Origin of the sequence: Pseudomonas sp. LAM2023 (assembly GCF_016620375.1) — a bacterium.
Classification (GTDB): domain Bacteria; phylum Pseudomonadota; class Gammaproteobacteria; order Pseudomonadales; family Pseudomonadaceae; genus Aquipseudomonas; species Aquipseudomonas anuradhapurensis.
Genome location: NZ_JAENHV010000017.1, coordinates 483,212 through 496,025, shown reverse-complemented (window position 1 = coordinate 496,025; position 12,814 = coordinate 483,212). Strand labels below are relative to the sequence as shown.

General features: G+C 58.4%; 15 protein-coding genes and 1 tRNA gene. 8 read left to right on the top strand and 8 right to left on the bottom strand.

Going from position 1 to position 12,814, the window contains the following annotated elements; genetic code table 11:
* Window positions 1-179: 179 nt before the first annotated feature.
* The 4 genes from yacG to JKP78_RS12290 are packed head-to-tail and all read right to left on the bottom strand — an operon-like array spanning window position 180 to window position 3,077.
* On the bottom strand, window positions 180-380 hold the full coding sequence (gene yacG / locus JKP78_RS12305) for a DNA gyrase inhibitor YacG (RefSeq protein ID WP_170028160.1): 201 nt from the start codon (window positions 378-380) through the stop codon (window positions 180-182).
* On the bottom strand, window positions 377-1,000 hold the full coding sequence (gene coaE, locus JKP78_RS12300) for a dephospho-CoA kinase (RefSeq protein WP_186689368.1): 624 nt from the start codon (window positions 998-1,000) through the stop codon (window positions 377-379). Before coaE ends, yacG begins: the two co-directional genes overlap by 4 nt.
* Window positions 1,000-1,866 carry a prepilin peptidase gene (locus JKP78_RS12295; RefSeq protein WP_200626746.1) on the bottom strand — a complete coding sequence of 289 codons (867 nt, stop codon included), beginning with the start codon at window positions 1,864-1,866 and terminating at the stop codon, window positions 1,000-1,002. The genes coaE and JKP78_RS12295 overlap by 1 nt, the downstream gene beginning before the upstream one ends.
* A gap of 2 nt (window positions 1,867-1,868) precedes the next feature.
* On the bottom strand, window positions 1,869-3,077 hold the full coding sequence (locus JKP78_RS12290) for a type II secretion system F family protein (RefSeq protein ID WP_200626745.1): 1,209 nt from the start codon (window positions 3,075-3,077) through the stop codon (window positions 1,869-1,871).
* A gap of 216 nt (window positions 3,078-3,293) precedes the next feature.
* Here JKP78_RS12290 and JKP78_RS12285 point away from each other — a divergent pair, with 216 nt between their 5' ends.
* From JKP78_RS12285 to JKP78_RS12275, 3 genes are all read left to right on the top strand, one after another.
* Window positions 3,294-3,662: a pilin gene (locus tag JKP78_RS12285; RefSeq protein ID WP_200626744.1), complete on the top strand. Its 369-nt coding sequence runs from the start codon at window positions 3,294-3,296 to the stop codon at window positions 3,660-3,662.
* A gap of 70 nt (window positions 3,663-3,732) precedes the next feature.
* A tRNA-Thr gene (locus JKP78_RS12280) sits at window positions 3,733-3,808 on the top strand.
* Window positions 3,809-3,990: 182 nt separating this feature from the next.
* Entirely contained in the window at window positions 3,991-4,953 is a 963-nt protein-coding gene (locus JKP78_RS12275) for an STM4504/CBY_0614 family protein (protein WP_200626743.1), read from the top strand.
* On the opposite strand, the gene JKP78_RS12270 is transcribed toward JKP78_RS12275, so the two are convergent.
* Window positions 4,915-5,526, bottom strand: coding sequence for a recombinase family protein (locus tag JKP78_RS12270; RefSeq protein WP_200626764.1), 612 nt, complete (start codon window positions 5,524-5,526; stop codon window positions 4,915-4,917). The genes JKP78_RS12275 and JKP78_RS12270 overlap by 39 nt on opposite strands.
* A gap of 283 nt (window positions 5,527-5,809) precedes the next feature.
* Here JKP78_RS12270 and JKP78_RS12265 point away from each other — a divergent pair, with 283 nt between their 5' ends.
* From JKP78_RS12265 to JKP78_RS12255, 4 genes are all read left to right on the top strand, one after another.
* Window positions 5,810-6,664: a pentapeptide repeat-containing protein gene (locus JKP78_RS12265; protein ID WP_200626742.1), complete on the top strand. Its 855-nt coding sequence runs from the start codon at window positions 5,810-5,812 to the stop codon at window positions 6,662-6,664.
* Window positions 6,665-7,975: 1,311 nt separating this feature from the next.
* Window positions 7,976-8,185, top strand: coding sequence for a hypothetical protein (locus tag JKP78_RS25445; protein WP_442793984.1), 210 nt, complete (start codon window positions 7,976-7,978; stop codon window positions 8,183-8,185).
* A complete protein-coding gene (locus tag JKP78_RS25440) occupies window positions 8,182-8,442 on the top strand; it encodes a hypothetical protein (protein WP_442793983.1) in 261 nt (86 codons plus the stop codon). Before JKP78_RS25445 ends, JKP78_RS25440 begins: the two co-directional genes overlap by 4 nt.
* Window positions 8,439-8,909, top strand: coding sequence for a helix-turn-helix domain-containing protein (locus tag JKP78_RS12255; RefSeq protein WP_200626741.1), 471 nt, complete (start codon window positions 8,439-8,441; stop codon window positions 8,907-8,909). Before JKP78_RS25440 ends, JKP78_RS12255 begins: the two co-directional genes overlap by 4 nt.
* Before the next feature lie 223 nt (window positions 8,910-9,132).
* On the opposite strand, the gene JKP78_RS12250 is transcribed toward JKP78_RS12255, so the two are convergent.
* Window positions 9,133-9,576 (bottom strand): Lrp/AsnC family transcriptional regulator, encoded by a 444-nt coding sequence (locus tag JKP78_RS12250; RefSeq protein ID WP_200626740.1) that lies wholly within the window; start codon window positions 9,574-9,576, stop codon window positions 9,133-9,135.
* Between the two features lie 112 nt (window positions 9,577-9,688).
* On the opposite strand from JKP78_RS12250, the gene JKP78_RS12245 reads away from it, so the two are divergent.
* Window positions 9,689-10,336 (top strand): LysE family translocator, encoded by a 648-nt coding sequence (locus JKP78_RS12245; RefSeq protein ID WP_200626739.1) that lies wholly within the window; start codon window positions 9,689-9,691, stop codon window positions 10,334-10,336.
* 26 nt (window positions 10,337-10,362) lie between these two features.
* Here JKP78_RS12245 and chrA read toward each other — a convergent pair whose 3' ends face one another.
* Together chrA and JKP78_RS12235 are read right to left on the bottom strand one after the other, a co-directional pair.
* Window positions 10,363-11,733 carry a chromate efflux transporter gene (gene chrA / locus JKP78_RS12240; protein WP_200626738.1) on the bottom strand — a complete coding sequence of 457 codons (1,371 nt, stop codon included), beginning with the start codon at window positions 11,731-11,733 and terminating at the stop codon, window positions 10,363-10,365.
* Window positions 11,726-12,667: a chromate resistance protein ChrB domain-containing protein gene (locus tag JKP78_RS12235; RefSeq protein ID WP_200626737.1), complete on the bottom strand. Its 942-nt coding sequence runs from the start codon at window positions 12,665-12,667 to the stop codon at window positions 11,726-11,728. Before JKP78_RS12235 ends, chrA begins: the two co-directional genes overlap by 8 nt.
* Window positions 12,668-12,814: the final 147 nt, after the last annotated feature.

Below are 12,814 nucleotides of genomic sequence, written 5' to 3'. Positions count from 1 at the left end.
ATGCCCCCTGTGGGGCGGGCTTGTGTCGCGGAAGGGCAGCGAAGCAGCCTCGGCGATAGTGGCCATGAAGCCATTGAAGGGGGCCGCTTTGCGGCCCATCGCGACACAAGGCCGCTCCTACAGGGGCGGAATGCGGCAGCAGGTTGCCAACGAAGGCCGGCATGGCCGGTGTGGTGGACTTAGTGGCGCGGTTCCAGGTCGCCCGAATACAGCTCATCCTCGGACTCGTCCGAACCCGGGATCTTGTGCTCCTCCGCCGCCCAGGCGCCCAAGTCGATCAGCTTGCAACGGTCCGAGCAAAACGGCCGGAACGGGCTTTTCTCGTTCCATTCCACAGGTGCGCCACAGGTCGGGCAATCGACGGTCAATGGCTGGCTCATGGCTGGCCTCCTCGTAAAGTCAGGTAAAAGTGGTGCAGGCGGTCAATCTGTTCATGCAACGCGGCGAGGTCGCCGTCATTGACCACCACATCGTCGGCATGGCGCAGGCGCTCCTCACGCGCCAGTTGGGCCTTGAGTATGGCCTGCACCTGCTCGGTACTGGTGTTGTCCCGCGCCAGGGTTCGCGCCATCTGCAGTTCTTGTGGCGCATCGATCACCAGCACCCGTTGGGTTTTCTGGTATTGCCCCGACTCGATCAACAGCGGCGAGACATACACCGCATACGGCGACTCGGCCTTGGCCAGGTAGCTGAAGATCTCCTGGCCGATCAGTGGGTGCAGCAATTGCTCCAGCCATTTGCGTTGCGCCGGGTCGGCGAAGATCAGCTGGCGCAGGGCCGTGCGGTCGAGCTGGCCGTCCGCTTGCAGCACGCCAGGGCCGAAGCGCTCGACGATGCTGGCCAGCGCCGGTCGGCCAGGTTCGACCACCCAGCGCGCCGCCTGGTCGGCATCGACCAGGTGCACGCCAAGCTCGACGAAGCGCTCGGCAGCGGCGCTCTTGCCGCTGCCGATGCCGCCGGTCAGGCCGAGAATCCAGGGGGTAAAGGCCGCAGTGGTCATCAGAATCCAAGCAGTTGCAGGTATGAGGCGTATATTTCATCACCCCAGAGCACGGCAATCCACCCCGCAATCGCCAGATAGGGCCCAAACGGCATCGCCGTGCCCAAGGCATGCCGGTGCAAGCGCAGCAGGCACAGCCCCACCAACGCCCCGACCAGCGACGACAGCAGCAGCGTCAACGGCAATACCTGCCAGCCCCCCCAGGCGCCGATCAGTGCCATTAGCTTGAAGTCGCCGTAGCCCATGCCCTCCTTGCCGGTGACCAACTTGAACAGCCAGTACACCGTCCACAGGCTGAGGTAGCCGATCACCGCCCCCCACAGCGCCCCGGCCAGGGGCGCATAGAGGCCGAAGGCGTTGACGATCAGCCCCAGCCACAGCATCGGCAGCACCAGCACATCCGGCAACAGCTGGTGCCTGGCATCGATCAGGCTCAGGGCCAGCAGGCACCAGGTCAGCGGCAGTGCCAGCACGGCCTCGAGCGAAACACCAAAGTGCCAGGCCACCACCAGCGAAAGCAGCGCGCTGGCCACCTCGACCAGCGGATAGCGAGGGCTGATGCGGGTCTTGCAGGCTGAACAACGCCCGCGCAAGGCCAGGTAGCTGATCAGCGGAATGTTCTCCCACGCGCGGATTCGATGACCGCAATGCGGGCAACGCGAGGCTGGCAGCCACAGGTCGAAGCGTTCCTGCGCCGTTGTCGGCAGTCCTAACACTTCCTGCGCCTCACGCTGCCATTGCTGCTCCAGCATGATCGGCAGGCGGTACACCAGCACATTGAGGAAACTGCCCACCAGCAGGCCGAGCAGCGTGGCCAGGGTGAGGAAGTACGCTGGCTGCTCCGCCAGCAAAGTCCATGAAGTCATGTTCAGATCAAGCTACCCAACTGGAAGATCGGCAGGTACATCGCCACCACCAGGCCGCCTACCAGCACGCCCAGAATCAGCACGATGGCTGGCTCCAGCAGGCTGGTCAACTGGTCCAGCGCCTGGCTGACCTGTTCCTCGTAATGGCTGGCGGCTTTCTCCAGCATCTGGTCCAGCGTACCGCTGGTTTCACCGATGGCCGTCAGTTGCACCAGCAACGGTGGAAACAGCGGCTCGACGGCCATCGCCTGGTTCAGCCCCTGCCCATTGGCCATGCCCTGGCGCAACCGCAAAACCACCTGTTCGTGCAAGTCGCCACCACTCACCCGCGCCACCGTACCCAATGCATCCAGCAAAGGCACTCCGGCGGCATAGGCCGTTGCCAGGCTACGGGCGAACCGCGCCAGCGCCGCCTGCGCCAGCAACCTGCCGAACACCGGCAAGCCCAGCACCTGCCGGGATAGCCACAGGCGCGTCGGTGCATGCTGCCGGTAAAGCCGGCGCATGGCGAAACCGAGCACAGCGCTCAGCACCACCAACAGCGGCGCAAACCGGCTCAGCAGCGTGGACAAGTCGATGACCCATTGGGTGTACGCTGGCAATGCCGCGCCCATGCCTGAAAACAGGTTCTCGAATTCGGGTATCACCTCCAGCAGCAGAATCGCCGACACCCCCAACCCGGTCAGCAACAGCAGCAGCGGATAGATCATCGCCTTGCGCACTTTCCTGTGCAGCGCCTGGCGTTGTTCCAGCATGGTCGCCAGCTGTTCCAGCTGCCGGTCGAGCGTGCCGGATTGCTCACCCACCCGCACCAGGTTGCAGTACAGCGCATCGAACCAGCCTGGGTGGCGCTGCAACGCGTCCGCCAGCCCCAGGCCCAAGGCCACATCCTGTTTCAATCTGCCCAGCAACGCCGCCTGCCCCGCGTCGCAGCCACTGCGCCCCATCACCTCGAACGCCTGCAGCAGCGGTACCCCGGCCTTGAGCAAGGTCGCCAATTGCCGGCTGAATCCCGCCGGGTCGGCTTTTGCCTGGCGTTTTGGCAAACTGAAGGTCAGCCCGCCGACGGGCCGCAAGCCTGTCACCTTGATGCCCTGACGAATCAGCCCGGCCCGGACATGGGCCGGGCTGCGCCCCGGCGTCTGGCCGCTGACCGGTTGGCCGTTGGCGTCGATGCCGTGCCAGGTGTAGAGAGGAGTCGATGGGTTCATGCCAAGGTCCTTTTTTCTGCCCGGGCGACAAGCTTGGAAACAGCTTGCCGCGTCCATGCCAGGGCGCGCGTCCATGATGCTCACTAGAGTAGTTCAGCGAAGATGACGCCCAAGCGGGCAGGGGTGACAAAAGGTGTCTGTTCAGGCCTACTGCGCCGCTGCCGGTTGGGGCGAGACAGACCTCAACGAGTACACGTATCAAAAAGGAAACCGTTCATGAAAGGGCAACGCGGTATCACCCTGATCGAACTGATGATCGTTGTCGCGATCATCGGCATTCTGGCGACCATCGCCTTACCGATGTACACCAACCACCAGTCCCGCTCGAAGGCTGCGGCCGGGTTGCTCGAAATCAGCGCGCTGAAGACGGCGATGGACCTGCGCCTGAATGATGGCAAGGACGTGGCGACGGTGGCCGAGCTGGGTGGGCAGCCGGCAACGGCGCATTGTGCGATCACGGCCAGCGGCAAGGCGGCGGATGGCAGCGGGAGCATCGTTTGTACCCTGACGCGCGCGGCGGCTGGCTGGGCGTGTACGACCGACATTGAAGAAGACCTGGCACCGAAGGGGTGCAAGGCGCCTTGAGGTGGGGTAATAAGGTAGGCGAAACAGGGGTTTGCGTAACGGGTGCGAGCAGTGGTACGTTGCGCTACACGCCGGTGTAGCTCAGTCGGTAGAGCAGCGCACTCGTAACGCGAAGGTCGCAGGTTCGATTCCTGTCTCCGGCACCAGACAAATCAAGGCTTTCAGCGTTTTAATCCTTCTGATTTGATATTTTGTGACAGCAGGGTGACAGCAAGAGAAATGCCTTCAGCTGGAGTTGTGAGCGTCTTGTCCTCCGTCAAATGCTTGCAGCATGGAGGCTTTCTGATGCTTTCAGCTCTCTCGCGTCGTGCGTCAGAGGAGATTGCTAGTGGCTGTAGTCGACCTGTACTCCAAGAGAGCACGCCGCGCTCGCGGTGAATTTCCGGACGTCTACCAGTACATAAGCCTGCCTTCGGCTCTCAAAACCCAGATTGTGCAGATCTGGATTGAAGCGCTCGGCAATCACGACGATTTCCGTCAGCGGGGCAAAAGTCCCCACGCTTGGTCCATGATGACCTCTATGCTCCGTCGAGAATATGGGGTCTTCGCTCTTACATCTCGGGCAGCTCATCAAGAGGACCCTATCGCAGAGCTCTGCGATTTTTTCATGGCCGAGAATAACGTTGAAAAGGCTCTAGATGCTGTGGAGTTGGCTTTTAGGGCAATCGACCGGCTCACCCGCTCGTGGGACTATTTGCAACGTAGCAACGCCGATGAGGTTGCATCTGAGGCTATCGCCGAACTAAACACTCGATTCCGCGAGCACGGCGTTGGTTTCGAATTCCTATCTGGAGAAATCATCAAAAAGGACTCGCAGCTTCTTCATGAGGAGGTAGTCAAGCCCGCGTTGCGACTGCTTCAACAGAGCTGTTATCGAGGACCTGAAGAGGAGTTTCTGCTAGCTCATTCTCACTATCGCCAAGGTAATACCAAGGAAGCTCTGAACGAGTGTCTGAAAGCTTTTGAGAGCATGATGAAGGCGATTTGTGACAAGCGCGGCTGGGAGTACGCCGACCATGCCACCGCCGGCAAACTGATCCAAGTGCTTTTCGATCACGAACTGATTCCGCTCTACTGGCAACAGTCACTCACGTCGCTCAGAAGCTCGCTCGAAAGTAGTGTGCCAACCGGGCGGAATAAGCTTTCTGGCCACGGGCAAGGTTCCGCACCTACTCAAGTCCCCGAGCATTTGGCCGCGTACATGCTGCACATGACTGCTTCTTGCCTGGTTTTTTTGGCTGAAGCGGAAGCCCTATACAGCGTCTCGGATACGCAGGACAGTCGTGGTTGAGCAGCTTGCGTGCCTAGCGGTTACTCGAATGCCTAAGCCGGCACTGAGCAGCTCTTTAACTCGCTTGTGCAATTCTTGGTCCACTGGCCGGCCCTGATACTTGCTGGCACTTTTAGCCTTCTGAATGCCCTGAGCCTGTCGCTCCCGCCTCTGCTCGTAGTCCTTCCTGACTATCGCCGCCATCATCTCAACTAACATTGAATTGATCGCTGCGAGCATTCTATCAGTGAACTCGTCACCCATGGTGTCGCGTATACCTTGGTGGCTCGTGGGTAAGTCGAGCGCCACAATCCGCAACCCCTTGGCATCGATTGCGGCCTTGAGCTTGCTCCAATCGTCAGCGGGGAGGCGGGAAAGGCAGTCGATGGATTCGACCAGTAGCACGTCACCTTTGCGGGCATCCTTTAGCAGACGAAGTAGCTCCGGGCGATCTGAGGCGCCGCCGCTGGCATTCTCCAAATACCCGCAGGCGATGACCTTGTTCTGGCTGCTGACAAAGTTTTCCAGCGAGCTGCGTGCCCGGCTGGCGTCTTGTTCGTCTGTGGAAGCTCGGAGGTAGGCGCGGATGAACATAATCAAGCCGTATCAGTTAGGGTGTTGTTCTCATGCTGTTGCATTTTGAGTGTCACCTATCGAGCGATAAGGCTAATAAAGGCCTAGGCATACCTATTAATGACCAGCTTGGGCTTTGCAGGGTAGTCAGTGGATGCACTCACCGAAGTCCTGCTACAGCATGTCCACTGTTATCAGCAGCTTGAAGGGCAGGGATTTCATAGAATATGATCTTTATAATGCTAATAATTCCTGAGTGCGTTTTTATTGATGGTTTTGGATTTGCGTTACTGATGGGGGTGGTATGAGTATTTTTGATAGTCAAATAAAAACATCGATCACTATTGTGACAATTGGCGCGATAACAATTTTTGGGATAACGGCTGGATGGGATATAGTCAGTGCTAAGTTACTTCCAAATGTGACTCTTGGGCTTTATGGTCGGGATTTTTGGGAAAACTATCTAGTTGAATTGCATGGGATGATATTGGAATTGGCAGTGGTTGGTGGGCTTATTCTATGGCTTGATTCTAGGAGAGTTGGCCGCTCGGAAATCAAGCGTCAGCTTGAGGATTTGAATGACTACGCGCTTTTGGATGCTCCGGAAATCAACCTAAAGAAAATAGGTATTCTCAAGAGGCTGAATGAGGCTCGTGTTACTTGTTTTAATGTGGCTAATATATCCGTCTTTGGAATGCTTCTTAACAATTTTGAAGCTAAGGGCGGGAAGCTTATTGGTTTCAAAATTGCACAGGGGGTACTGAAGAATGTCCTATTCTATGACGTAATGATGCGCTCTTCAAATTTTGAAGGCTGCGAAATAAAGAACTCGCGATTTACAAAGTGTAATTTGCTGAAATCGAAATTTATAGGTGCAGCATGCAGAGGGGTATCTTTTGAGGGGGCAGTCTTAGAACGCTGTGATTTTACTGACTGCGATCTTCAAAGCGCAAATCTTAAGGGTGCTGACGTGAGAGGCGTAAAATTTGATGGCGCAAATATGAAGCAATGCAGCCTAATGGGGGTGCAAAATCTCGACGTGCACGCTCTAGCCAAAGCGTCTTGTCTTGATTATGTAGCTATACCAGATACAGAGTTAAAAATACTAGCTGGCCTTCGGAAGGATATGAAGTACCAGAAAAGTAGGGGCCGGCCATGAGGGAATCGAACCCTCTCACCACCATGTGGCGGTTGACCCGCATCCGGCCTATCGCGAGCTAAACTAACAATGTCTTTAATCATTGTCAAGTGCCACAGATAGCGTGCAGTTTGCTCTAGCAGCCTTCGTATATTGGCTTTGTATTATGGTTCACAACTCGAGGGGGACCCGCCACCCGTTTACAAGGCAACGGCTGATAGAGGTATAGTTATCTAACCTAGCTAAGCTTATTGTAGGTGCTTGGTATCGTCGACTATCTCTGTGCAGCGATGTACATCTACTGATGCCTTGCAACGTGGACCCTGATCGACAGTGAGACCAGCTAGTCAGTATATGGGGACGTCTTAAATTCACAGGCTACCAATATCGCTTTTGTTAGTCAAAGGTGGCCATGCTTGAGTTATGCTCAGTATATGGCCCAGCGGTTAATGAGATCTCAGAGCAGCGGCGACATGACTATCAAGTTGTGTACAAGTAGCCGCTTTACTAAGACAGAAACAAACGAGCCCCGCCTGAAGCGGCACTCTTGAGGGCGTCGGCATACACAGTCAAATTTAGTTTTTTCGAGAATAAAATATTAGGGCTGCCAGCAGCTCCACCAGATGGGGCGCCAGATTTGAAATAATCATATAGAGCTTCGTCCAGGCTATAGCCAGCCTTTGCGAACGCTTTGTTCATGTATTTTGCATATACGTATGACTGTTCTGGCGTCGGAAATACGGATTGCGCCACTTTAGACATTTCATATTTAAAGTCAGTTTGGCGATAGTGTTCTTTGCTATCGCGCCATCAATAAGCCCGCCTAGTGCGGGCTTTCTTGGGCCTGTCTTTTCTCAGCAGGTCTGCGAGCCTCGGACTTAACTGTCTAACCCCTGCGATCAGCGCCACCACGCGACCCATTTTTACAGGCTAGCTCCCGCCCTGTAGGAGCGGGTTTACCCGCGATCACGGGCGAAGCCCGTACCATCCAACACCTGACCAGCGCAGATAAACTGGATCCTATAAACCATAGGCCGAATCACAGGCAGTTTCTGCTTGCCAGGCGCAGCGACCTCCAGCACCTCCAACGCGCGGTGAATGCGTAATCGGTAGTGTGATGCCGGTTTTTCCGTGCCGAAGCTCTTAATTAGCAAAATATGCCGGTTTATGCCGCAGGCACTATGATGATCGGCATTCAAATACTGATTAATGGTGTGGCGATGCCGCTCAGAATCACGATCCAGGCTTTCTCCGATGGCGCATGGAGCGATGCAGCGACACTCACGGTTGCAAATCCCGTGCGTGTTGCTGATGGGAGGTGCCTTGTCGCATATGACGACGACTAAATCATCGCGAACTTTGATCGCATGGTGGATCGACAACGGCCAGCAGGATGAGGTGGACGACCTGGTGTTCGAGTACGTGCGGCGCGATCTGCTGAACCGCATTCTAGGCAACACCGATAACCACGGCCGCAACACCTCCATCATGCGTGTGGGGGGAGGTTTCGTTTGGCGCCAATCTATGACCTCGCGCCAATGATCCTGGATGAAGAGGGCATCACACGGCCGACGAAGTGGGCGGCGGAGCGCAAGGGGTCTTCTGATTGGAGCGACAACTGCGCTGAGCTTGCTGGTTACACTGATCCCGATGCTCTGCTGCAACGGTTGATGGAGGCGGCTGAGGAATTCAGGGCGTTGCCCGACCTACTGACCGATGCTCCAGAATCGATGCGCAATGCAGCCTCTATACCCGTGAATAACCTGGACAAGCGACTCGTGGAGTGGGGACTGCGATGAAAAAACTACAGCCTGAAGAGCGCGCTCAGCTCGTAGAGGATATCGTCAAGCGCAACGCGGCGGGGCTCGATCCAATTGGGACATCCATCCGCCGTTTGCGGCTCGAAGTCACCGGGCTTGACCAAGAAACCTTCGCGGCCATGTGCAAGATATCCACGAAAAGCCTGTACGAACTGGAAAGCGGGAAGTCGAATCCAAAGCTCAGCACTTTGGACGCCGTGCTGCGTCTGTTTGGCGTGCGGATGGGTATGGTGATGACTGCCAAAGATAAGCCCACTGCAACGGTCGTCGGCAACAATGTCGGCCAGTTGAAGGCTAGTGGGCCAATCGCTGCAGCCGCGCTGCAGGCCAGTTCCTCCGTGGTAGCCGGACCGAAACGAGGGAAAAGCCCTGCGGCAGCCAAAGCGAAGAAGGCAGTATCGAGGCCGGCGTCGCCACGGGCCCGGAAAAGCTGTAAGGAAAACTGACTGACAGTCGCTGCGTTCAGCCGGCTCAGGATCTTTAGGCGCAGGTCTCATCGGTCAGTGCTGCCTCCACCCGCCCAGGTAATGGTGCTCAGGAGGCCCAATCGTGAGATGCCCGTGCTCCCGGTCGAACTGAGCCGCTAATCCCGCGTAGCGGAAAATCCCCACAGGTCGCAGAGATCTTGATCCTGGCCGGTTTTTGCTTCTGCTACTCCCGCCCGGCAAATCAAAACCGCGCAGGCCGCTCAAGCGCACGCGGTGGAATCGGGGTCGACATCACAATGGACGTCCGCGTCTCCCCATAGTGGTTGATCTTTTCAATCAACCGCTCCAAATCACCCATGCTCGCAGCCACCACCCGAAAGATGTAGGAGTCCGCCCCCGTTATGTGATGGCACTCCAAAACCTCCGGTATCCCCTCCAACACCTTGAGAAACTTCGCCTTGGCCGGCTGGGGCACGGTCATCGCCAACATTGCGCCAACCAGGTAGCCCGCAGCTATCGGGTTAACCCGAGCCGCATAGCCCTCGATCACCCCCTCTTCTTCAAGGCGCCTGACGCGCTCGGTTACAGCGGGCACCGATAGATGCACATGCCGCGCAAGCTCGGTATAGGTCATGCGGCCATTGCCTTGAAGGCGCTCGAGGATTTTCCAGTCAATATCATCCATGTGCCTTAATTCCTTAGGTAGATTTGTTTTTTTCCTTGGAAAACCCATTCTGCACAATCGCCGGTATACCTACCATTCTCCCGAGACCCCTGCCTATCGTCTGGAGAAACCCATGCTGCTGGCTAAATCATTCGTTATCGGCTTTTCGATTGCTGCGCCTGTCGGCCCGATTGGACTGCTGTGCGTTCAGCGAAGCCTGAAGAACGGCTTCCGTTCGGGGCTCGCGACCGGGCTGGGTGCTGCCAGCGCCGATACGGTCTATGGGTTGATCGGCGCGCTGGGCATTACCGGGATTTTCCTGTCTGCCCCTTCGCTGGCCACCGTGCTCAAAGTGTTGGGTGGTGCATTTCTGCTGTGGTTGGCCTGGGGCATTGCCCGAGATGCGTTGAAACCCAGGCAGGCTGCGGAGGCGGCCGCTTCTGCGTCGGTGACGCGCGACTTTCTCACAGCGTTTGGGCTAACCCTGTCAAACCCGATGACCATATTGGCCTTCATTGCCATTTTTGCAGCGCTCGATCCCTTGGCCAGCCAGCGACAGCAGAGCGACAGCGCAATGTGGTTCGCCACCTTCCTGATGCTCGCCGGGGTGTTTCTAGGATCGGCTGCCTGGTGGCTCTGCCTGAGCGGGTTTACCGCAGCACTGCGCAAGAAAATGCCTGTTGCCTTCATGCGCGTCATCTCTGCCGTTTCCGCAGTCGCCATCGGCACTTTCGGGTTCGTCCAGGTGTTCTCCGAGTTGTGGCAGGTCGTTCCTCGTTGAGCAGGGGCTGTGAATCGCCGCTGGTTTCAAGCCCGCAGCAAATGCACTACCAGGCCAAGCACGGCACAGCCAAACAGCACCTGAATCACCCCGCGCTTGAAGCGGAACAAGGCGACCGCCGCCGCAACCGCAATCACCGCCGAAGGCCAGTCGAACGCGCCAGCAAACCCCTTCGGCCAAAGCACGTGATAACCGAAGAACATCGCCAGGTTCAGGATCACCCCCACCACCGCCGCCGTAATCCCGGTCAGCGGCGCAGTGAACTTCACCTCGTCATGCGTCGACTCCACCAACGGCCCACCGCCGAGAATGAACAGGAACGACGGCAGGAAGGTGAACCAGGTGACCAGGCTGGCCGCGACCGCGCCAGCGAGGAACGGGTGTTCCGCGCCAAACATCGGGTGCAGGTAACCTCCAACGAAGCCGACAAAGGCCACCACCATGATCAGCGGCCCTGGCGTGGTTTCGCCCAGGGCGAGCCCGTCGATCATCTGCGCCGGTGACAGCCAGCCGTAATGGCCGACTGCGCCCTGGTAGACATAGGGCAACACGGCGTAGGCCCCGCCAAAGGTCAACAACGCGGCCTTGGTGAAGAACCAGCCCATCTGGGTCAGGGTCGCACCCCAGCCAAACGTCAGGGTCAGCAGCGCCATGGGCAGGCACCACAGCGCAGCACCGACCAGCAGCAGGCGCAGCAGGTGACCCCAGCTGAAACGGGCATGTTCGGGTGTCGGTGTGTCGTCATCGATCAGCGCCGGGCCATAGCTGTTCTTCGCAGCCCCATGGCCACCACCGATCACGAACTTGTCCGGGGCGAAGCGGCCGCCCGCATAGCCGATCAGCGCGGCGGCCAGCACGATCAGCGGGAACGGCACGTTGAGCGCGAAGATGGCCACGAACGAGGCCGCGGCCATGGCCCACAGCCAGCCGTTCTTCAGCGCTCGCGAGCCGATCCGGTGGGCCGCGTGAACGACGATGGCGGTGACCGCCGGCTTGATGCCATAGAAGATGCCGGCGACCACCGGCACCTCGCCGAAGGCGATGTAGACCCAGGACAAGCCAATCAGGATGAACAGCGAAGGCAGCACGAACAAGGCGCCGGCAATCACGCCGCCCCACGAGCGGTGCATCAGCCAGCCGATGTACGTGGCGAGCTGCTGGGCCTCGGGGCCGGGCAGCAGCATGCAGTAGTTCAGTGCGTGCAGAAAACGCTTCTCGCTGATCCATCGACGGCGCTCGACCAGCTCCTGGTGCATGATCGAAATCTGCCCGGCGGGCCCGCCAAAGCTGATGAAGCCCAGCTTGAGCCAGAACAGGAAGGCTTCGAACAAGCTGACCGGCCGCAGCGCAGCTTGCGGCTCTGGCTGTTCGCTCACGGCGGAGGGGGTATCAACCATTTTCGATTTCCTCACTTGCGAAAGCCGTCAGCAGCCCATCGAAGATGCCCCCGGCAACGGTTGTCAGTTGGTCGTCATCGCCGATGCTTGCGCGCAAGCCGGCGAGGACACGCTCGATACCGGGTGCTTCGGAGGGTTGGTAACCCCCCACGTCCAGGTAGTGAATCACGCGCGCCAGACGTGCCAGGCCTGGCTGCTGAACATCAAAACTGTCGATAAGCGTTTCGAACGACACCCGCTGCCCGACATGGCTGAACCTGGCGCCATCGAAGTCGAAGCCCAGCGCATCGTCTGGGCAATCGCCGGGGCTGTCGAGCCAGATGAACCGGGCGTTAGCATCAATGAAGCGGCGGATAAGCCAGGCACAGGCCAGGCGATCGACCCACGGGCGCTTGCGGGTCGCCCAGCGGCGGCCCTGGTAGTCGCCACGCGCCAAGCGGGTGATGGCCTGGTCGTGGGCGCGCGGCTCATCGGCAGACAAGGCGCGGCTGATGTCGGTCTCGAGCGCCTGCAAAGCCGAGTCGGTCTGGGCTTTCAGTGCGCCCGGGAAGAAATCGATGGCTGCCAGCTGAGTGAACATCTTCCTCAGCTTGCGCGCCTGCCGGGCTGTCTGCAGGGCATTGTCCGGCGACAGGTCCGCCCGGCAGCCGGCAATTTCGGCGAGCAGCTTGGCGTATTCGTCACTGCGGTCGAACAGCCCGCTGAAGCGCTCTTCACGTTCCGCCAGCGTCAGCAGAAATGCCGTGCCGTTGATGGCCAGCACGTCTCGTTCCACGGCTTCGAACGTTTCACGCCCCGCACTGTGTTCCGGCAGCAGGTATACGCCATCCCGAAGTACTGCGGCACCGCAGGCTTTCAGGGTTCTCCAGGCGCGCATACGCTCGGTGGCGTTGGCTGTCGGCAGCCCGAGGATCAGTAGCGCCCAGTCAGTCATGTAGGAAGCTCAACATAAAATGTATCTCTCTCTACATTAAGCCAGGTTGGCGCAAAAGTAACGGCATTTGACGAGGTGTCGTGGACAGCAGAGCGCCGCGTTGCTGTATCCCCCCTGGGGGGATAGGCTATTGGCATGATGATTCAG

Bases quoted from the DNA above. Each gene is read 5' to 3' on its own strand.
- yacG (WP_170028160.1), bottom strand. From the start codon at position 380: ATGAGCCAGCCATTGACCGTCGATTGCCCGACCTGTGGCGCACCTGTG.
- coaE (WP_186689368.1), bottom strand. From the start codon at position 1,000: ATGACCACTGCGGCCTTTACCCCCTGGATTCTCGGCCTGACCGGCGGC.
- JKP78_RS12295 (WP_200626746.1), bottom strand. From the start codon at position 1,866: ATGACTTCATGGACTTTGCTGGCGGAGCAGCCAGCGTACTTCCTCACC.
- JKP78_RS12290 (WP_200626745.1), bottom strand. From the start codon at position 3,077: ATGAACCCATCGACTCCTCTCTACACCTGGCACGGCATCGACGCCAAC.
- JKP78_RS12285 (WP_200626744.1), top strand. From the start codon at position 3,294: ATGAAAGGGCAACGCGGTATCACCCTGATCGAACTGATGATCGTTGTC.
- JKP78_RS12270 (WP_200626764.1), bottom strand. From the start codon at position 5,526: ATGTTCATCCGCGCCTACCTCCGAGCTTCCACAGACGAACAAGACGCC.
- JKP78_RS12265 (WP_200626742.1), top strand. From the start codon at position 5,810: ATGAGTATTTTTGATAGTCAAATAAAAACATCGATCACTATTGTGACA.
- JKP78_RS25445 (WP_442793984.1), top strand. From the start codon at position 7,976: ATGACGACGACTAAATCATCGCGAACTTTGATCGCATGGTGGATCGAC.
- JKP78_RS25440 (WP_442793983.1), top strand. From the start codon at position 8,182: ATGATCCTGGATGAAGAGGGCATCACACGGCCGACGAAGTGGGCGGCG.
- JKP78_RS12255 (WP_200626741.1), top strand. From the start codon at position 8,439: ATGAAAAAACTACAGCCTGAAGAGCGCGCTCAGCTCGTAGAGGATATC.
- JKP78_RS12250 (WP_200626740.1), bottom strand. From the start codon at position 9,576: ATGGATGATATTGACTGGAAAATCCTCGAGCGCCTTCAAGGCAATGGC.
- JKP78_RS12245 (WP_200626739.1), top strand. From the start codon at position 9,689: ATGCTGCTGGCTAAATCATTCGTTATCGGCTTTTCGATTGCTGCGCCT.
- chrA (WP_200626738.1), bottom strand. From the start codon at position 11,733: ATGGTTGATACCCCCTCCGCCGTGAGCGAACAGCCAGAGCCGCAAGCT.
- JKP78_RS12235 (WP_200626737.1), bottom strand. From the start codon at position 12,667: ATGACTGACTGGGCGCTACTGATCCTCGGGCTGCCGACAGCCAACGCC.